The 18,084-nt window shown below is 65.2% G+C and carries 15 protein-coding genes and 1 pseudogene; 9 read left to right on the top strand and 7 right to left on the bottom strand.

Features of this window, described 5'->3' with window-relative positions; translation table 11 throughout:
• Positions 1-106: 106 nt before the first annotated feature.
• Complete coding sequence (locus J2T47_RS24870; protein ID WP_253452795.1) at positions 107-880, top strand: ABC transporter ATP-binding protein; 774 nt, start codon at positions 107-109, stop codon at positions 878-880.
• A 144-nt stretch (positions 881-1,024) separates the two neighbouring features.
• Here the strand turns inward: J2T47_RS24870 and J2T47_RS24865 are convergent, their stop codons facing one another.
• Complete coding sequence (locus tag J2T47_RS24865) at positions 1,025-2,221, bottom strand: MFS transporter (protein ID WP_253452793.1); 1,197 nt, start codon at positions 2,219-2,221, stop codon at positions 1,025-1,027.
• 646 nt (positions 2,222-2,867) lie between these two features.
• Here J2T47_RS24865 and tssB point away from each other — a divergent pair.
• From tssB to J2T47_RS24830, 7 genes and pseudogenes are all read left to right on the top strand, one after another.
• Positions 2,868-3,377, top strand: coding sequence for a type VI secretion system contractile sheath small subunit (tssB, locus tag J2T47_RS24860; protein ID WP_253452791.1), 510 nt, complete (start codon positions 2,868-2,870; stop codon positions 3,375-3,377).
• A gap of 11 nt (positions 3,378-3,388) precedes the next feature.
• Positions 3,389-4,603: pseudogene (tssC, locus tag J2T47_RS24855) on the top strand (type VI secretion system contractile sheath large subunit); the annotation flags it as partial.
• Positions 4,599-6,326, top strand: coding sequence for a type VI secretion system baseplate subunit TssF (tssF, locus tag J2T47_RS24850; RefSeq protein ID WP_253452789.1), 1,728 nt, complete (start codon positions 4,599-4,601; stop codon positions 6,324-6,326). The pseudogene tssC and the gene tssF, both read left to right, overlap by 5 nt.
• On the top strand, positions 6,290-7,387 hold the full coding sequence (gene tssG, locus J2T47_RS24845) for a type VI secretion system baseplate subunit TssG (RefSeq protein WP_253452787.1): 1,098 nt from the start codon (positions 6,290-6,292) through the stop codon (positions 7,385-7,387). The genes tssF and tssG overlap by 37 nt, the downstream gene beginning before the upstream one ends.
• The gene (gene tssJ, locus J2T47_RS24840; RefSeq protein ID WP_253452785.1) at positions 7,368-7,913 is read left to right on the top strand and encodes a type VI secretion system lipoprotein TssJ; all 546 of its coding nucleotides are present in this window, start codon (positions 7,368-7,370) and stop codon (positions 7,911-7,913) included. The genes tssG and tssJ overlap by 20 nt, the downstream gene beginning before the upstream one ends.
• Before the next feature lie 2 nt (positions 7,914-7,915).
• Positions 7,916-8,353, top strand: a complete 438-nt coding sequence (gene tssE, locus J2T47_RS24835; RefSeq protein ID WP_253453002.1) for a type VI secretion system baseplate subunit TssE — start codon at positions 7,916-7,918, stop codon at positions 8,351-8,353.
• 23 nt (positions 8,354-8,376) lie between these two features.
• Complete coding sequence (locus tag J2T47_RS24830) at positions 8,377-9,627, top strand: OmpA family protein (RefSeq protein ID WP_253452783.1); 1,251 nt, start codon at positions 8,377-8,379, stop codon at positions 9,625-9,627.
• A 40-nt stretch (positions 9,628-9,667) separates the two neighbouring features.
• On the opposite strand, the gene J2T47_RS24825 is transcribed toward J2T47_RS24830, so the two are convergent.
• From J2T47_RS24825 to J2T47_RS24800, 6 genes are all read right to left on the bottom strand, one after another.
• Positions 9,668-11,284: a gamma-glutamyltransferase family protein gene (locus J2T47_RS24825; RefSeq protein WP_253452781.1), complete on the bottom strand. Its 1,617-nt coding sequence runs from the start codon at positions 11,282-11,284 to the stop codon at positions 9,668-9,670.
• Between the two features lie 18 nt (positions 11,285-11,302).
• Positions 11,303-12,397, bottom strand: a complete 1,095-nt coding sequence (locus tag J2T47_RS24820) for a polyamine ABC transporter substrate-binding protein (RefSeq protein ID WP_253452779.1) — start codon at positions 12,395-12,397, stop codon at positions 11,303-11,305.
• A 15-nt stretch (positions 12,398-12,412) separates the two neighbouring features.
• Positions 12,413-13,192, bottom strand: a complete 780-nt coding sequence (locus tag J2T47_RS24815; RefSeq protein WP_301295685.1) for an amino acid ABC transporter ATP-binding protein — start codon at positions 13,190-13,192, stop codon at positions 12,413-12,415.
• Between the two features lies 1 nt (position 13,193).
• Positions 13,194-13,961, bottom strand: a complete 768-nt coding sequence (locus J2T47_RS24810) for an amino acid ABC transporter permease (protein WP_253452775.1) — start codon at positions 13,959-13,961, stop codon at positions 13,194-13,196.
• Between the two features lie 11 nt (positions 13,962-13,972).
• On the bottom strand, positions 13,973-14,779 hold the full coding sequence (locus J2T47_RS24805) for an ABC transporter substrate-binding protein (RefSeq protein WP_253452773.1): 807 nt from the start codon (positions 14,777-14,779) through the stop codon (positions 13,973-13,975).
• A 147-nt stretch (positions 14,780-14,926) separates the two neighbouring features.
• Positions 14,927-15,592: a GntR family transcriptional regulator gene (locus J2T47_RS24800; protein WP_253452771.1), complete on the bottom strand. Its 666-nt coding sequence runs from the start codon at positions 15,590-15,592 to the stop codon at positions 14,927-14,929.
• Positions 15,593-16,269: 677 nt separating this feature from the next.
• Between J2T47_RS24800 and mqo the strand changes: the two genes are divergently transcribed.
• The gene (gene mqo, locus J2T47_RS24795; protein WP_253452769.1) at positions 16,270-17,904 is read left to right on the top strand and encodes a malate dehydrogenase (quinone); all 1,635 of its coding nucleotides are present in this window, start codon (positions 16,270-16,272) and stop codon (positions 17,902-17,904) included.
• Positions 17,905-18,084: the final 180 nt, after the last annotated feature.

Genomic DNA, 18,084 nt, shown 5'->3' with positions numbered 1-18,084 from the left:
GGCGGCCGGTGGAAGGGAAAGCTTAGCTGCGCTCAACGAAGGCTTGAGTGGAGCGCCGAACGGGCCTACTGTCTGCGGCTGCCCACGGCCAGACGCGAAGCATTCCATGATCGACTTCAACAACATCACCGCCTACCAGCAGCAGACCCGCGTGCTGGACGGCTTCTCCCTGCATATCGGCGAAGGCGAGAAGGTCGCCATCCTCGGCCCCAACGGCGCCGGCAAGAGCACGCTGCTCAAGCTGATCAGCCGCGAACTCTATCCGGTGGACCGTCCGGACAGTTCGCTGAACCTGTTCGGTCTGCAGAACGTCACCCTGTGGGACCTGCGCAGCCGTATCGGCTTCGTCTCCCAGGATCTGCAGGAAGACTACACACCCTTCACCCAGGCACTGGAAGTGGTGATTTCCGGGTTCTTCGGCGCCATCGGCAGCCACGGCCACCTGCAACCGACGCCGGAACAGATCGAAAAGGCCCGCGAGATGCTCGCCGCCGTGGAAATGGGCGATTACGCCGAGCGTATGTTCCAGCGCCTGTCCACCGGCCAGAAGCGCCGCCTGCTGCTGGCCCGCGCGCTGATCCACGAGCCCCGCGCACTGATCCTCGACGAGCCGGCCAACGGTCTGGACATGGGGGCCAGCCTGCAGATGCTGACCCTGCTGCGGCGCTTCTGCGGCCCGGAGCACGCGATGATCATCACCACCCACCACCTGGACGAGATCATCCCGGAGATCGAGCGCGTGGTGCTGATCGCCAACGGCAAGGTAGTGGCCGACGGTCCCAAGGCCGGGATCCTCACCAGCGAGCATCTGTCCGCGCTGTACCAGGCGCCGTTGAAGGTCACCGAGCAGGATGGCTGGTACCGCTGCTGGCATGCCTGACTAATTAGCACGGCCCACCCCTGTAGGAGTGGGCCACGTCCGCGACCCGCCGGCAGGGCCGGCGCCAGGTTCGGGGAACCCTGTCCCCCGTTGGTGATTGTCGCGTACCAGCCCATCAGGGAATCCGCGAAGCGGGCTGCGAGGTCATGCTGTCGTGCCTTTGCGCGGCAACACCGTCCAGGCGACGCCAAACAGCAGCAGCGCGGCGACCAGTACATACGGCGCGCGGCTATCCAGCTGGTGCAGCAGGGTGCCCAGTAGCGGGCCGCTGATCATGCCCAGCCCATGCACGGCCACCAGGCTGCCCGCAGCGGCGCCTTGCTCGTCGGCTTCCACGGCGTTGGCGTTGAGCGCAGAGACGGCAGGGAAGACCCAGCCCATGCCGGCGGCAGCGACGAAGCAGGAGGCGTAGAGCATCCACGGCGCCCCGGCGAAGCACACCGTGGCGAAGCCCAGCGCCGAGACGCTGCCGCCCACGGCGATCAGGCGCAGCGGCGCCCAGTTCAGCTTGCGCACCAGCATCTGCGCGCAGATCAATGCCACGCCCACTGACGTGAGTGCGATGCCGGCGACGCGGGCCGCGTCTGCCGGTGGCAACTGCAGGCGGTCGAGGGCGAAGAAGCCGACGGTCATCTGCGCCACGGTCACGCAGACCATGGCAATGAAACCGAGGGTCAGCGAGCGGCGCAGGCGCTTGTCGCTGATCGCCAGCGCCGGACCTTTGCGTTGGTGGGCGCGCTCGTGGTGCGGCAGCCACTTCCACAACACGCCCAGTGCCAGCAGCGGCAGCAGGCAGGTGAGCAGCAGCGGCAGCGCCAGGCCGAGCATGGCCAGCAGGCCGGCGAAGCTCGGGCCGACCACCATGCCCACGGCGCTCGCGGCACCCAGCCCGGCCATGGCCGAGGCGCGCTTGTCCGCACTCACATGGTCCGCGACCAGCGCCGCCGAGCAGGCCGGCACGGCGGCGTAGAAGCCACCCGCCAACCCGCGCAGCGCGACGATGCCGATGAAGGCCGGCAGCGGTGACATCGAGGTATTCAGTGCCAGCGCCATGAAGGCGCAAAGCAGCGCGTAGGTCACTGCGAAGCCAGCCAGGCCGCTGAGCAGCACGCGGCGGCGGCCGAGGCGGTCACTGGCGACACCCCAGACCCGCGCCATGAGCATCCAGGCGAGGCCGCCGACGGTCACCGTCATCCCTGCCTGCCAGGGCGCCAGACCCAGGGTGCGGGCTACCGGGCCGATCAGCGCAACGAAGGACATCACCGCCACCGTGCAGACGAAGGTCTCGAACATCAGCGGGCGCAGGTTGAGGGTGGGTGCCTGGGGCGGCATGGCGGTCATTTCAGCGGGGCTCCTTGGGGCGACGGGCATTGTCATGCCTACAAAGACGAGCGGCAGCAGCGGATCACCAGGAAAAACCCGCGACGGGATGTCGAAAAAAGGCCGCACCCTGCGCGACTGGCACTGCTGCGAGGTACCTGCCGGGCAGGCACATTACTTGGTTACGAGAATTGTTCGCATTATCGCGTTTGCCCTGGCGTGCTTACAAGTTTGCGGCCCGGCCGGAAGTCTGAGGGAGCGGATCGTGAAGGAACCGGATAGCCGATCAGAACAATCAAACTCGCGCTAAAGGCTCCCGTGAATGACGGGATTAGGGAATCAGTTAGAAATTGCGCTAATAGATAACGAATTATTTTTAGAGTGTGTAAGACGATTCCTGAATACTTTCAGGTCCTAGCGGGTGGGTTGAATAAATATGAATTAATGGCAGCCTTGTTGAGTGGCCTTTATTCGGCGTAAGGGAATTGATTGGAGCATTGTTGAAGTTGTAAGAAGTACGGAATGTCCTACAGGCGATTTCAAATGGCAGGAGAAATGTCCTGATCGCGGAGGGACAGTCCTTACAGATAAATGCGCGTATCAATTGCGTTCAAGCGCCTGTGCAGGCGCGCTTGCATTAATCAATGGATTGTGAGGCAGGGTTACCATGGCATCCGATAGTTTCCAGAATGAAGTTCCAAAAGCTCGCGTCAATATTAAACTCGATCTGCATACCGGTGGTGCGCAGAAGAAAGTAGAGTTGCCGCTGAAGTTGCTGGTCATGGGTGACTACAGTAACGGCAAGGAGCAGCGCCCGCTGTCCGAGCGAAGCAAGGTCGATATCAACAAGAACAACTTCAATAGTGTGCTGGCGGAGTTTCATCCCAGCCTGAAACTGGCCGTGCCCAATACCCTGGCAGGCGATGGCTCCGATACCGGAATCGAACTCGCGTTCCACGCAATGAGGGACTTCGAGCCCGAGCAGGTCGCGCGCCAGTTGCCCGAGCTGCGTGTATTGCTGGCAATGCGCAATCTGCTGCGCGACCTGAAGTCGAACCTGCTGGACAACGTCACTTTCCGCCGTGAGCTGGAGCGCATCCTCAAGGACGACGCCCTGAGCGGCGAACTGCGCGCCGAGCTGGCCGCACTGGCCCCGCACGACGACAAGAAGCAATGAGGAGCGACGACATGTCCGTAGAAGCCAACTCCGCACCTGCCACAGCCAAGACTCTGCTCACTGAAGACGGGCAGGGCGTCTACGCAGCGCTGTTCGACAAGATCAATCTCAGCCCGGTGTCCGCGCTGACCGATATCGAGGTCTATCAGGACACCGACGCGCTGTCCGAAGTCTCCGCCGACGAACGTGTCACCGCCGCCGTCAGCGTCTTTCTCGACCTGCTCAAGCGCTCCTCGCAGAAGGTCGAGCGTCTCGACAAGACCCTGCTGGACGAACACATCGCACAGTTGGACGAGCAGATCAGCCGGCAGCTGGATGCGATCATGCACCACCCGGACTTCCAGCGCGTCGAATCCACCTGGCGCGGGGTCAAGTCACTGATCGACCAGACCGATTTCCGCCAGAACGTGCGCATCGAATTGCTGGATATCAGCAAGGACCATCTGGTGCAGGACTTCGAGGATGCGCCGGAAATCGCCCAGAGCGGCCTATACGTCCACACCTACACCCAGGAATACGACACGCCCGGTGGTGAACCCATCGCCGCAGCCATTTCCAACTATGAGTTCGATCGCGGTCCCCGGGATATCGCCCTGCTGCGCAGCATCTCCAAGGTCGCCGCCGCGGCGCACATGCCCTTCATTGGCTCGGTGGGACCGGCGTTCTTCGGCAAGGAGACGATGGAGGAGGTGGCCGCGATCAAGGATATCGGCAACTACTTCGACCGCGCCGAGTACCTCAAGTGGAAGTCCTTCCGCGACTCCGACGACGCCCGCTACATCGGGCTGACCATGCCCCGCGTGCTCGGCCGTCTGCCTTACGGTCCGGACACCGTGCCGGTGCGCAGCTTCAACTACATCGAAAGCGTGAAGGGGCCGGACCATGACAAGTATCTCTGGACCAATGCGACCTTTGCTTTCGCCGCCAACATGGTGAAAAGCTTCATCAACAACGGCTGGTGCGTGCAGATACGTGGTCCGCAGGCGGGCGGGGCGGTCACCGACCTGCCGATTCACCTCTATGACCTGGGCACCGGCAACCAGGTGAAGATCCCCTCGGAAGTGATGATTCCGGAAACCCGCGAGTTCGAGTTCGCCAACCTCGGCTTCATCCCGCTGTCGTACTACAAGAACCGTGACTATGCCTGCTTCTTCTCCGCCAACAGCGCGCAGAAGCCGGCACTCTACGAGACGTCCGACGCCACCGCGAACAGCCGCATCAATGCGCTACCTGCGCGAGGCGGGCAAGGAGTTCGCCGAGGCGTTTCCCGACCGTGCGGCACAGCTCAACCTGGACAAGGCCGGCGCGCGCGATCCCTACGTGGAGCGCCTGTTCGAGGGCTTCGCCTTCCTCATGGGGCGCCTGCGCGAGAAGCTCGACGATGACCTGCCGGAACTGACCGAGGGGTTGGTGAGCCTGCTGTGGCCGCACTACTTGCGCACCATCCCGTCGCTGTCGGTGGTGGAGCTGACGCCGGACCATCTGCAGATGAAGCGTGACGAGCAGATCGAGGCGGGTTTCGAGGTGCTTTCGCGCCCCATAGGCCGACAGCGTACCCGCTGCTGCTACACCACCACCGAGGCCGTGAAGCTGCACCCGCTGGCGCTGGATTCGCTGCACGTGGCCAGCGAGCCCGACGGCCGCTCGCTCCTGCGCCTGCGCTTCACCTGCAGCACCCTGGCGGACTGGAAGCAGATCGACCTGAGTCGCCTGCCGTTCTACCTGAATGCCGACGCTCCACTGGCCAGCGCTCTGCATCAGGCGTTGACGCTGCAGACCCGGGCGCTGTACCTGCGGCTACCCGGCGACGTGGAGCGCCGACCGCTGCAGGGGCATTTCTCGCCCAAGGGCTTCGCCGCCCAGGACCGCCTCTGGCCCAAGGCCGACAGCGCCTTCAGCGGGTACCAGCTGCTGCTGGAGTACTTCACCTTCCGCGAGAAGTTCATGTTCGTCACCCTTCACGGGCTGGAGCAGATGCCGGTGCAGGAGGGGCTGCCGTGGTTCGAGCTGGACGTGGTGCTGGGCGAGCAGTGGCCCCACGAGTTCCTGCTCAGCGCCGAGCATCTGCGCCTGCATGCGGTACCGGTGATCAACCTGTTCCCGCTGGAAGCCGACCCCATGCGCCTGGCTCCCCTGCAGACCGATTACCTGCTGCGCCCCATGCGCCTGCAGGATGGCCACACGGAAATCTACTCGGTGGACGGCGTCACCTCGTCCAAGAGCACCGAGCGCCAGGACTATGTGCCCTTCACCAGCTTCCGCCACAAGGGCGGGATGCTCCGCGACGAGGCGCCCGAACGCTACTTCCACACACGCCTCAAGCGCGGCGTCAACGGTATGCACGACACCTGGCTGATCCTCGGTGGCGAAGGCTTCGACCGAGACCGCCTGCGCGAGGGCGAGAGCCTGTCGCTGCGCCTGACCGGCACCAACGGCCTGCTGCCGCGCAAGGCGTTGCAGAGCACGCTGCTGGATACCGTGGTGAAGGCGGCGCAGGTCGAGTTGCGGGTGCGCAATCTGTGCGCGCCGACCTTGCCCTGTTATCCGCCCAATCGTGACCGTTTCCACTGGCGGGTGCTCAGCCACCTGGGCTCGAACTTCCTGCCGATGCTGGATAACGCCGAGGTCCTGCGCGGCACCCTGGCTTTGTACGACTGGACCCACAGTGAGCTGAACCGCCGGCGCCTGGAAGCCATCGCCGAGGTGCGCCATCACCTGATTCAGCGCTTCGAGAAAGGCTTCCTGCTGCGCGGCGTGGACATCGAAGTGACGCTCGATACCAACGGCTTCTCGGGCGAGGGCGATATCCACCTGTTCGGTGAGATGCTCAATCGCTTCTTCGCGCTGTACGCCGATATTCATCTGTTCAACCAACTCACGCTGGTCCTGCAACCTACTGGGAAATGCCTGCGATGGAACGAGAACCACAGTCAGCGTATTCCCGGCTGAAGGCCAGCGGGCTGTTGGAGGCGCTCGGCGATCGGCTGCCCCAGGCCAGCCTGTATCGCTTCTGCCAACTGATCGAGGCCGCGTTGCCGGGTAATCCCCCGCTGGGCAGCACGTCCAATCCGGCGGACGATGCCGTGCGCTTCCGCCCGCACCCGGGCATGGGTTTCCCGGCCAGCGAGCTGAAGGCTTTCGAGGTGGATGAAGAGCACCCGCTGCGACCGGTCACGGTGCGCACCCGCCTGCTCGGTCTCTATGGCGTCGACTCGCCCATGCCCACCGCCTACCTGGACGACATCGCCCAGCGTCGCGAGGGGCACGAGGCGCTGGAGGCATTCCTCGATATCTTCAACCATCGGGTGTTCACCCAGTTCTACCGCATCTGGCGCAAGTACTCCTATCCCACCTCGTTCGAGGCAGGCGGTGCGGACGACACATCGCAGTGCCTGCTCGGCCTGATCGGGCTGGGCATTCCCGGCACGGCCGAACACATCGCCACGCCGGTGTCGCGCTTCCTCGCCTTGCTGGGGGTGATGCGCCTGCCAACGCGCAACGCCGAAGGCGTCGTGGCACTGGTGAAGTTGCTGGCGCCCGCGACCCAGGCGCGGGTGACGCCGCACTGGCCGCGCAAGGTGCCGCTGGCCAGCCCGGCCAGCCTTTCGCGTCGCCAGCCGGTGCGCCTGGGGCAGGGCACGCCACTGGGTGCCAGCGGCGCGGATGCCAACAGCCAGCTGCTGCTGGTGCTCTCCACCGAGGACCTCGACGAAGCCCGTGGCTGGCTGCCGGGTGGCCAGTTGCACAGCGACCTGCTGGTGCTGTTGCGGGTCTATCTCGGCTGGCGCTGCACGGCGCGCCTGCAATTGTCGCTGCCGCTGGGCTGCCTGCCGACGCCCAGCCTCGGTGACTCCGGCGTCCTGCTGGGCATGACGGCGGTGCCGGGGCTGGACGAGCGCATGCGCAGCAGCGCAGGCCACACCTGCGTCACGGTCAACCTGGGGCGCTATCAGGGGCTGAGCGGAAACTCGATGAACAGGGAGATACAAGATGTCGCTTATCGCTTCTAGGTCGCTGCTGCTGGCGGCGCTGCTGGGCCCGCTGCTGAGTGGCTGCGGCCTGGTGCAACGGACCACGGACGCCAGCAAGTCGCTGGTGCATGCGGTCTTCTACAAGCAGGTCAAGGTATTGCACCTGGACTTCACCGGGCGCCCCGCGCTGAACACGGACAGGAGGGATATGAACGGGCTGTCGGTGTCGACCCTGGTGCGGGTCTATCAATTGCGTGATCGCAAGACGTTGGACCATGCCAGTTACCAGGACTTGTTGGGCGAAGGCAGCCAGGCGCTGGCGGCCGACCTGCTGGACGAGCGCCGGGTGGTGGTGAAACCGGAAGAGGGCGCGCAGCTGAATGTGCCGCTGTCCGCCGATGCGCAGTTCGTTGCCGTGGTGGCCTTGTTCCGTTCCCCCGATGCGCAGCAGGGCAACTGGCGCCTGGTACTGACCCGCGACGACCTGGACCCGGACGCGGCCCGGGTGATCGAGCTGGGCGACAACGCAATGGCCTTGTTGCCGTTGCCGAAGAAGGGCTCCTGATGGTGAGCGAGCAGAATCCGTCGCTCTACGAGCTGCTGCTGCAGAACTTCAGCGGCGAGCTCGACCTGCACCAGGTGCGCGAGGAGGACCAGCCGATGCTGTCCGTGCTGGACAACCTGCAGCGCATCCTCAACTGCCGCGCGGGTGCCCTCAGTCATCTGCCCGACTACGGCCTGCCGGACATGAGCCAGATCCTGCATGGCATGCCCGGCAGCGCCCATGGACTGATGGCGACCATGACCGCCATGCTGCTCAAGTACGAACCGCGCCTGGCCGCGGTGCAGGTCGTGCTGCTGCCGCAGGTGCTGCCGGGGCACCTGGAATACGGTCTTGAGGTGGAGTTGCGCGACGGTTCCCGCGCGACCTTTGGCACGACGCTGGATCCGCAGGGCAAGGCTCTGGTGCGCCACCTGAAGCAACGTGACTATCTGGTGCGCTGATGGTTGGGAGGCGCGACGAAGAGATGAGCGTGGTCGAGGAAAAGCTGAACCTGGGCGGTGATCCGCAGGGGAGCGAGCAGTCTTCTGCGCTGACGGCGGAGTTGGAGAAAATCAGCCACCCGGCGCGGCCCGACATCGACTGGGCGCGTGTGGAGCGACTGTGTCTGGCTCAGTTCCGCGAGCACGGGATGGAGCTGCAATCCGCCGCTGCATTTGCCCTTGCACGTGCGCAACAGCGCGGGTTGTCCGGGCTGCGCGAAGGCCTGGACCTGATCGAGCGACTGTTCCAGCGGAACTGGCAGCAACTCTGGCCGCCGGCCTTGCCGGTTCGCCTGGAGATTCTGGCGTGGCTGTTCGCCGAGTTGCGCCCCTGGCTGCGTGGCCAGCATTGGTCGGACGATGACCTGCCCGAGCTGCTCTGCCTGGACGCTCAGCTCAAGCGGCTGGCGGAACTGCTGGCGCGCCACGAACCGGCGCCGGTGCTTCCATTGCAGGCCTTGTGCGGTCAGCTGCAGGGCTTGCTCAAACGCCTGGCACCGGAGACTGTCACTGCCGACGTCGAGGTGGCGTCAACCACTGCAACCGCCGAAACGATGACCACGGCGGCGGCCCCAGCGGCCCAGCGGCGGGTCTCTCCCGCCCGCAACCGAACCCTGCGCAATGCACGCAGTCAGGCGCCTGCGGTGGTCGTACTGAAGTTGGATGGCGGAGAGCCGCCGGTCGAGCAGCAGGCAGCAAGCAAGCGACGCCCACTCAGGGCCTGGTTGCTGCTGCTGGGCATTCTGCTGGTGTTGACCGGACTGCTCGCCTGGGCGCACAGCCGCTGGTGGCCGGCAATGACGGGGGCGAGTGAGCCGTTGCCAGCAGTGGTGGCGGGCTCGGTTTCCGCGGCGCAGGCGCCTGCCGGCCCGGTCCGCCTGGACAGTCAGTTGCTGTTTCCACCGGGCGAGTCGACGTTGAAGCCCGAGTCCACCAGGATGCTGGTCAGCAGCCTGCTCGGCATCAAGGCGCAGCCCGGCTGGCGGATCGTCATCAGCGGTCACAGCGATTCCACCGGCGATCCACGGCGAAACCTGGAGTTGTCGCGCAACCGTGCCGAGGCAGTACGCGACTGGATGCAGCGCATGGGGGATATCCCCGAGGACTGCTTTGTGGTGCGTGGAGCCGGCTCCAGCGAGCCGATTGCAAGTGATGACTCGGAGGAGGGCCGGAACGTCAACCGGCGGGTCGAGATCACCCTGATGCCGGGGGACGGAACCTGCGAGAAGCCGTAATGCTCCTCACCGGCGAGCGCCGGCGAGGAGAAGTGCGCCGTCAGCAGACCGCGATATGCGAGTCCGCACGCGGCTCGGTGCCGCCGCAGAGCACGCCGGTCTGCGGGTCGCGGACGATGATCTGCCCGCGTCCGTAGTCGGTCAGGTCGCAGGCGATTTCGACTTCGTGGCCGCGTCGCGCCAGGCCGAAGGCCAGGTCGCGGTTGGCGTGCTGCTCGATGCCGACCTTCATGCCGCCCAGCCATTGCCAGCGCGGGGCGTCCAGCGCGGCCTGGGGGTTGAGGCCGAAGTCCACCAGGTTCATCACCATCTGCACGTGGCCCTGGGGCTGCATGTAGCCGCCCATGACGCCGAACGGCCCGACCGCCACGCCATCCTTGCTGAGGAAGCCGGGGATGATGGTGTGGAAGGTCTTCTTGCCCGGCGCCAGGGCGTTGGAGTGCGCCGCATCGAGACTGAACTCCGAACCACGGTTCTGCAGGCCGATGCCGCTGTCGGGCAGTACCACGCCGGAGCCGAAGCCGTGGTAGGCGCTCTGGATGAACGAGACCATGTTGCCTTCGCCGTCGGCGGTGGCGATGTAGACGGTTCCGCTGGAGTGCGGGTCGCCATGCCTGGGCTCGGCGGCCTGTTCGCCGATCTCGGCGCGGCGGCGCGCGGCGTAGTCGTCGGAGAGCAGCGCGGCGGTGCTGACGCGCATGTGCTCGGCGTCGGTGATGTAGTGCAGGCCGTCGGCGTAGGCCTTCTTCATCGCTTCGAGCTGGCGGTGCCAGGTGAGCTGACTGTCGCGCTGGTCGAAGTCGTAGCCCTGGAGGATGTTCAGGGTCATCAGGGCGATCAGGCCCTGGCCGGCCGGCGGGATTTCCCAGACGTCGTAGCCGCGGTAGTTGGTCTTGATCGGCTCGACCCACTTGGGCTGGTAGCCGGCCAGATCGGCCGCGCTCAGTTCACCGCCGGTGGCCGCGGAGTGCGCGGCCAGGCGCTCGGCGATGGCGCCACGGTAGAAGCTTTCGCACTTCGTCTCGGCCAGCTCGGCGAGGGTTTTCGCCTGGGCCGGGTTGCGGAACAGCTGGCCGGCGCGCGGTGCTTCGCCGTTGACGGTGAAGGTGTCGAACCAGGTTTCCAACGCCGGCACGGCTGCGCGGCTTTGCTGGTATTCGCGGCGGGCGGTTTCCCACTGGTGGGCGACCACCGGGGATACCGGGAAGCCGTCGCGGGCCAACGCGATGGCGGGCTGCAGCAGGTCGGCGAACGGCAGCTTGCCGAAGCGCGCGGACAGTTCCGCCCAGGCCGACGGAATGCCCGGCACGGTGACCGGCAGCCAGCCGTGCACCGGCATCTTGTCATGGCCGGCAGCCTTCACCTTGTCGATGGAAATGGAGGCGGGTGCGTGGCCGCTGGCGTCCAGGCCGTGCAGCTGGTCCTTGATCCAGACCAGAGCGAAGGCGTCGCCACCGATGGCGCAGCCGGTGGGTTCGACCACGGTCAGCGCGGCGGCGGTGGCGATGGCGGCGTCGATGGCGTTGCCACCGGCACGCAGCATGGCGATGCCGGCCTCGGCAGCCAGGGGCTGCGAGGCGGCGACCATGCCGTTGCGGGCGAACACGCTCTGGCGCTGGGAGGCGTAGGGGTACTCGTGAGCGGAAAACTTAAGCATGGCAGGGCTCTTCGAAGGTCATTGGCCAGTCTTGATTCGGGTCCATTCGCGGGTGATCACGCGCTGGATCTTCGGCGGCAGGTCGGCGGAGACGTAGAGCTTCTCGATCACCGCGTCGCTGGGGTAAATGCCGGGGTTGTCACGCACCTTGGGGTCGAGCAGGGCGGTGGCGTCCGGGTTGGGGTTGGCGTAGCCGACGTAGTCGCTGACCGGGGCGATCACTTCCGGGCGCAGCAGGTAGTTCACCAGTGCGTGGGCGCCCTTGGGATTCTTCGAGTCGCGCGGGATGGCGAGCATGTCGAACCAGAGGTTGGCGCCTTCCTTGGGGATCACGTAGCGCACGTCGATCTTCTTGCCGGCTTCCTGGGCGCGGGTCTGCGCCTGCATCACGTCGCCCGAGTAGCCCACCGCCACGCAGATGTCGCCGTTGGCCAGGTCGGTGGTGTACTTGGAGGAGTTGAAGTAGGTGATCGACGGGGCGAGCTTCTGCAGCAGGGCGGAGGCCTTGGTGTAGTCGTCCGGGTTGGTGCTGTTCGGGTTCAGGCCGAGGTAGTGCAGTGCCTGCGGAATGATCTTCACCGGCGCGTCGAGGAAGGCGACGCCGCAGCCGTGCAGCTTGGCGAGGTTCTCCGGCTTGAAGATCAGGTCCCAGGAATCCACCGGGGCGCTGTCGCCCAGGGCGGCCTTGACCTTGTCGGCGTTGTAGCCGATGCCCACGGTGCCCCACATGTAGGGCACAGCGTACTGGTTACCCGGGTCGGCGGCTTCCAGGCGCTTCATCAGGCGCGGATCGAGGTGTTTCCAGTTGCTCAGCTGTGCGCGGTCGAGTTTCTGGTAGACGCCGGCGTTGATCTGCTTGGTGAGGAACTGGCTGGACGGCACCACCAGGTCGTAGCCCGAGTGGCCGGAGAGCAGCTTGGCCTCGAGCATTTCGTTGGTGTCGAAGACGTCGTACTGGACCTTGATGCCGGTGTCCTTCTCGAAGTTCTTCAGGGTGTCCGGGCCCATGTAGTCGGACCAGTTGTAGAAGCGCACCAGCTTGTCGTCGGCCTGCGCGGCGGTGGCGCAGGCGAGGAGGGTCAGGGTGCTGGCGAACAGAACGCGTTTACGCATGACTTGTCCTTATCGTTAGAGAACGCGGCTTAAGAATTCCCGCGTACGCGGGTGGTGCGGATTGCCGAAGACCTGCGCGGGCGGGCCTTCCTCGATGAGCTCGCCCTGGTGCAGCACCACCACGCGGTCGGCCACTTCGCGGGCGAAGCCCATCTCGTGGGTGACGACCACCATGGTCATGCCTTCGTCGGCCAGCTCCTTCATGACCTGCAGTACCTCGCCGACGGTTTCCGGGTCGAGGGCGCTGGTGGGTTCGTCGAAGAGCATCGCCTGGGGCTTCATCGCCAGGGCGCGGGCGATGGCCACACGCTGCTGCTGGCCGCCGGAGAGCTGGCCGGGGTAGTGCTCGGCCTTGTCCGTCAGGCGCACGCGGGCGAGCAGCCGGCGGGCCTGGTCCAGCGCCTCGGCCCTGGGCACGCCGAGCACCTGGGTCGGCGCTTCGATGATGTTCTCCAGCACGGTCATGTGCGGGAACAGGTTGAAGCGCTGGAACACCATGCCGATGTCGCGGCGACGGCGGGCGATGTTGCTCTCCGAGTCGCGCACCAGCTTGCCGTCGGGGCGCTCGCGGTAGCCCATCAGTTCGCCGTTGACGCGGATGCTGCCGCCCTGGATGTCTTCCAGGTGGTTCATGCAGCGGATGAAGGTGGTCTTGCCCGAGCCGGAGGCGCCGATCAGCACCACCACTTCGCCTCGGCGTACCTCCAGGGACACACCCTTGAGGATTTCCAGTTCGCCGAAGGCCTTGTGCACGTCGCGGGCCTGGATCACCAGGTCTTTCATGTCCGGGATCATCTCAACGCCCTCTCAGCAGTTTCATCGCCTGCCGGCCGAACATGCGGTTCGGTGCGGCGGGCTGGCCGTCGGATTTGCCGAAGCGCACTTCCAGCCAGCGCTGGAAGAAGCCCCACAGGGTGGTCAGGGCGAGGAAGTAGATCGCCACGACGAGGTACAGCTCGAACACGCGGAAGGTCGCCGAGGTGACCATCTGGGTGCTCAGCAGCAGTTCCTGCACGCCGATCACGCTGACCAGCGTGGTGTTCTTCAGCATCACGTTGAACTCGTTGCCCAGCGGCGGAACGATCACCCGGAAGGCCTGCGGCAGGACGATGCGGCGCATCAGCTTGGGGAAGGTCATCCCCAGGGATTTGCCGGCCTCGTACTGGCCCTTGTCCACCGCGCCGATGCCGGCGCGGATGATCTCGGCCATGTAGGCGCCTTCGTTGAGGCCCAGGGCGATGATCGCCGCCTGGATGTTGCCGGGCAGGATGAACAGCCCCAGGTCGAGGTCCTCGAAACGGAAGATCCCGCCGGCGGCCAGTGCGGTGTAGAGAAAGACGATCTGCACCAGCAGCGGCGTGCCGCGCATCAGCCACACGTAGAAGCGCACCGGGTATTGCAGCAGCGGGTTGCTCGACAGGCGCATCAGCGCCGCCAGCAGCCCGAGCACGCAACCCAGCAGCATGGCGCTGACGGCGATCACGCAGGTCAGCCAGAGGCCGTAGAGGTAGATGTCGCTCGGCCGCAGCAGGTACTGCCAGAAAACGTCCCAACTGAAGTTCATGGCTCGTTACCTCAGTCCAGTTTGTCGCCTTCGATGTGCCACTTGGCCAGCAGCGCGGCGTAGCTGCCGTCGGCCTGCATGTCCTTGATGATCTGCGTGACGGCCTCGCTCAGCTGCTTGTCGTCCTTGCGGATGCCCAGGCCGGTGAGGATGCGCGCGAAAGCCGGCACGCCGATTTCGAACAGGTCCGGCGCCATGCTCTGGTAGTAGCCGGCGGTTTCCACGGTGGTGCCGTAGGCGTCGGTCTGGCGGATGCGCAGCGACTGGAAGGCGTCGGTGTCGGTGTTGTAGACCACCACCTTCATCGGCGGCTTGCCGGCCTTGGCCAGCTTCTCGTTGTGGGCGTCGAGCAGGGTGCGGATGGTCGAGCCGTTGAGCACCGCGACCTTCTTGCCGGAGAGATCGTCCAGGGTGCGGATGCCCTCGGGGTTGCCCTTGGCGACCACCACGGCCTGGCTGGAGTACATGTAGTTGACCATGTCGATCACTTCGCGCCGCTCGGGCTTGTCGAACAGCTGGTCCACCAGCATGTCGCACTGGCCGGCCAGCAGCGCCGGGATCAGCCCGGAGAAGGGCGTGATGCGCCAGTCGATCTTCTTGTCGCCCAGGCGCTTGGCGATGGCCTCGCCGAGGTCGATGGTGACCCCGGTGAGCTTCTGGTTGGCGTCATAGAAGCCCATGGGCGGGGAGTCCATGCCGCCGCAGAAGGTCACCTTGCTGGCGTTCTGCAAGCGGTCGGGAATCTTCACATCGGCGTGCGCCAGCGGGGCGGCCAGGCAAAGGGCGAGAAGGCACTGCGGGATCCTGCGTTCGAACATGTTGAGCTCCGGGGTGGGGTTGCCAGGGGCAGTTCAGGGACACAGAAGTACGGGTCTAGGCGCCCGTTGCTTCGATTCGCTGCTTCGTGGATTGCGCTTCTTGGGTGGATTGCGTTGGGGTGGATGGCGCGTGGGTGGCACGCGCTTTCAGGTGGCTTGCGCCTCCAGAAACTTGGCCAGGGAGGGAATGGTTCCCTCGATGTGGTCGCAGATCACCCGCTCGGCTTCGCGGGCATCGCCCGAGCGCAGGGCGTCGAGGATCACGGTGTGTTCCTCGCGGGCGCTCATGGGCTTGTCGACGTGCTGCAGCCACAGGCGCATGTGCGGCTCGATCACCGAATACAGCGCGGTGATCTGGCGCAGCAGGCGCGGACGTCCGGCGAGGCTGCAGAGGTATTCGTGGAAGGCACGGTGGCGGCTGACCCACTCGGCGCTGTCGTCGCGGTAGTCGTCCATCTCGTCGAGCATGCGTTCGAGGCGGGACAGGTCGCGGTCGGTCAGTTGCGGTACGGCAATGCGGATGGCCAGGCCCTCCAGGGCGCTGCGCATCTCGAAGACTTCGCGCATCTCCTCGATGTTCAGGCCGCTGACGATGGCCCCGCGATTGGGCCGTAGGGTCACCAGGCCCTCGGCGTCCAGGCGCTTGAAGGCACCGCGCACGGGCATCCGGCTCATGCCGATGTCGCTGGCGATGTCTTCGGCCACCAGGCGGTCGCCGGTCTTGTAGCGGCCGGTGCAGATGGCCTGGAGGAGATAGTCGTAGGCCTCGTCTTCGGCGCTCATCGGCGGGCGGGCAGCGGGTACCAGGCGCATGGGGTGGTTCCTCGTGGATTTTTGGATCCAATTATCCATGCATGCAATCAAGCAGTTGCCGTGCCAATGCTGGCGATGTGATGGGAATGGGGCGGGGTAGAGCGGCGGATGTAGGAAAACGACGTAGGAATGCGCGGGCAGAAACGGGGCGGAACGGTAACGCACAGGACAATTCGTGCACGCTTGCGGTGCGCTTCGGTAACGTTGTGGTGCGTGGCTGTGTAGGAGCGGGCCATGCCCGCCACCGATCCCGCGCCATGCCGGTCAGGCTGGCGTGAGGCAGATGCCGGCCTTGCCGGCGGAATCGCGGGCATGGCCCGCTCCTACAATGGCTTGTAACAATACGAAGAGGCTTACAGCTCAGTCGGACGCCCGATGGTTGACCGAAACGGTTGGTGATGCAGTTCGCTTTCTATAGAATGCGCAAACGTTTCAGCAGACCATGCATCCCTCCCACAACAAGAGCCAAAGCCGAAGGCTTTGCGTGTCTCTCTGCGCAGGACGTCCCTCATTCCATCAAGCAGGCCCCAGAGCCGGCGGAGGAGGGAACTGAGTCCCGACTCATCCTCGTCATCTGTCGCCTTGCCCATCGCACGCATCCTGCGCGTGGGGCTTGGCCTTCACGCTGTATGACGCCGGTGGGAAAGGCCAAGCCCTAACGACGAGAAAACCTTTCGATGATCAAGCAAGTTAGCGGGGCGCTGCTGGGCCTCGCTCTGGCAGTGAATTGCGCGCCCGCGTTCGCGGAAACCAAGAAGGTCGATGTGCTGCTGATCGGCGGCGGCATCATGAGCACCACCCTGGGCGTCTGGCTCAACGAGCTGGAACCGGGCTGGAGCATGGAGATGGTCGAGCGCCTGGACGGCGTCGCGCAGGAAAGCTCCAACGGCTGGAACAACGCCGGCACCGGCCACTCCGCCCTGGCCGAGCTGAACTACACCCCCGAAGACAAGGACGGCAACGTCACCATCGCCAAGGCCGTGGAGATCAACGAGTCGTTCCAGATCTCCCGTCAGTTCTGGGCCTGGCAGGTGCAGAACGGCGTGCTGAAGAACCCGCGTTCGTTCATCAACACCACCCCGCACATGAGCTTCGTCTGGGGCGACGACAACATCGCCTTCCTCAAGAAGCGCTACGAGGCGCTGCAGGCCAGCCCGCTGTTCCGCGGCATGCAGTACTCCGAGGACCCGGCGCAGATCGCCAAGTGGGTGCCGCTGATGATGCAGGGCCGCGACCCCGCGCAGAAGATCGCTGCCACCTGGACGCCGATCGGCACCGACGTCAACTTCGGCGAGATCACCCGCCAGTTCGCCGGCTACCTGCAGACCAGGCCCAATTTCAGCCTGAAGCTCTCCAGCGAAGTCGAGGACATCACCCGCAACAGTGATGGCACCTGGCGCGTCGGCTACAAGAACCTCAAGGACGGCAGCGTCACCCAGACCGATGCGAAGTTCGTCTTCATCGGCGCCGGCGGCGGCGCCCTGCGCCTGCTGCAGAAGTCCGGCATCGAGGAAGCCAGGGACTACGCCGGCTTCCCGGTGGGTGGTTCGTTCCTGGTCACCGAGAACCCGACCATCGCTCAGCAGCACCTGGCCAAGGCCTATGGCAAGGCGTCGGTCGGCGCTCCGCCGATGTCCGTGCCGCACCTGGACACCCGCGTGCTCGATGGCAAGCGCGTGATCCTCTTCGGGCCATTCGCTACCTTCTCCACCAAGTTCCTCAAGGAAGGCTCGTACCTCGACCTGCTGGGCAGCACCAACGTCCACAACGTCTGGCCGATGACCCGCGTGGGCATCGACGAGTACCCGCTGGTGGAGTACCTCGCCGGCCAGCTGATGCTCTCCGACGACGATCGCCTGGCGGCCCTGCGCGAGTACTTCCCGGAAGCCAAGGCCGAGGACTGGCGCCTGTGGCAGGCCGGCCAGCGTGTGCAGATCATCAAGCGTGACGCCGACAAGGGTGGCGTACTGAAGCTCGGCACCGAGATCGTCTCTTCCGCCGACGGCAGCATCGCCGGCCTGCTGGGTGCCTCGCCGGGCGCTTCCACCGCCGCGCCGATCATGCTCAGCGTGCTGGAGAAGGTGTTCAAGGACAAACTCGCCACCCCCGAATGGCAGGCCAAGGTCCACCAGATCGTCCCGAGCTATGGCACCAGGCTCAATGACAGCCCGGAGAAGACCTTCGAAGAGTGGAGCTACACCGCCAAGGTCCTGCAACTGGACCCGCCGCCAGCGATCGACCAGGCCCCGGCCGCCCAGCCGACCGACGCCGCCCCGGCGGCGGAAAAGGCTTCCAGCGATATGGCGCTTTAAGTAGCCACGCTGATTAAGTGAACTCCGGAGACCGGATTATCCGTTCGGTCTCCGGATATTCCCGGCAATATATTCATCCTTCCGCTTTGCCGTACTTTAGTCGGGCGGCTGTCATGCAGAGTTTCCGTGCGAACCGACCGGGTTATTCCGCGTTCATATCCTTCGAAGCGGATTATCCCG

Origin of the sequence: Pseudomonas nitroreducens, from assembly GCF_024170165.1 — a bacterium.
In the GTDB taxonomy this organism is placed as follows: Bacteria; Pseudomonadota; Gammaproteobacteria; order Pseudomonadales; family Pseudomonadaceae; genus Pseudomonas; species Pseudomonas nitroreducens_C.
Note: the sequence above shows the minus strand (reverse complement) of the source record. Positions and strands in the feature narration are given on the sequence as shown.

Coding starts and splice junctions, on each gene's coding strand:
- J2T47_RS24870 (WP_253452795.1), top strand. CDS start 107: ATGATCGACTTCAACAACATCACCGCCTACCAGCAGCAGACCCGCGTG.
- J2T47_RS24865 (WP_253452793.1), bottom strand. CDS start 2,221: ATGACCGCCATGCCGCCCCAGGCACCCACCCTCAACCTGCGCCCGCTG.
- tssB (WP_253452791.1), top strand. CDS start 2,868: ATGGCATCCGATAGTTTCCAGAATGAAGTTCCAAAAGCTCGCGTCAAT.
- tssF (WP_253452789.1), top strand. CDS start 4,599: ATGCGCTACCTGCGCGAGGCGGGCAAGGAGTTCGCCGAGGCGTTTCCC.
- tssG (WP_253452787.1), top strand. CDS start 6,290: ATGGAACGAGAACCACAGTCAGCGTATTCCCGGCTGAAGGCCAGCGGG.
- tssJ (WP_253452785.1), top strand. CDS start 7,368: ATGTCGCTTATCGCTTCTAGGTCGCTGCTGCTGGCGGCGCTGCTGGGC.
- J2T47_RS24830 (WP_253452783.1), top strand. CDS start 8,377: ATGAGCGTGGTCGAGGAAAAGCTGAACCTGGGCGGTGATCCGCAGGGG.
- J2T47_RS24825 (WP_253452781.1), bottom strand. CDS start 11,284: ATGCTTAAGTTTTCCGCTCACGAGTACCCCTACGCCTCCCAGCGCCAG.
- J2T47_RS24820 (WP_253452779.1), bottom strand. CDS start 12,397: ATGCGTAAACGCGTTCTGTTCGCCAGCACCCTGACCCTCCTCGCCTGC.
- J2T47_RS24815 (WP_301295685.1), bottom strand. CDS start 13,192: ATGATCCCGGACATGAAAGACCTGGTGATCCAGGCCCGCGACGTGCAC.
- J2T47_RS24810 (WP_253452775.1), bottom strand. CDS start 13,961: ATGAACTTCAGTTGGGACGTTTTCTGGCAGTACCTGCTGCGGCCGAGC.
- J2T47_RS24805 (WP_253452773.1), bottom strand. CDS start 14,779: ATGTTCGAACGCAGGATCCCGCAGTGCCTTCTCGCCCTTTGCCTGGCC.
- J2T47_RS24800 (WP_253452771.1), bottom strand. CDS start 15,592: ATGCGCCTGGTACCCGCTGCCCGCCCGCCGATGAGCGCCGAAGACGAG.
- mqo (WP_253452769.1), top strand. CDS start 16,270: ATGATCAAGCAAGTTAGCGGGGCGCTGCTGGGCCTCGCTCTGGCAGTG.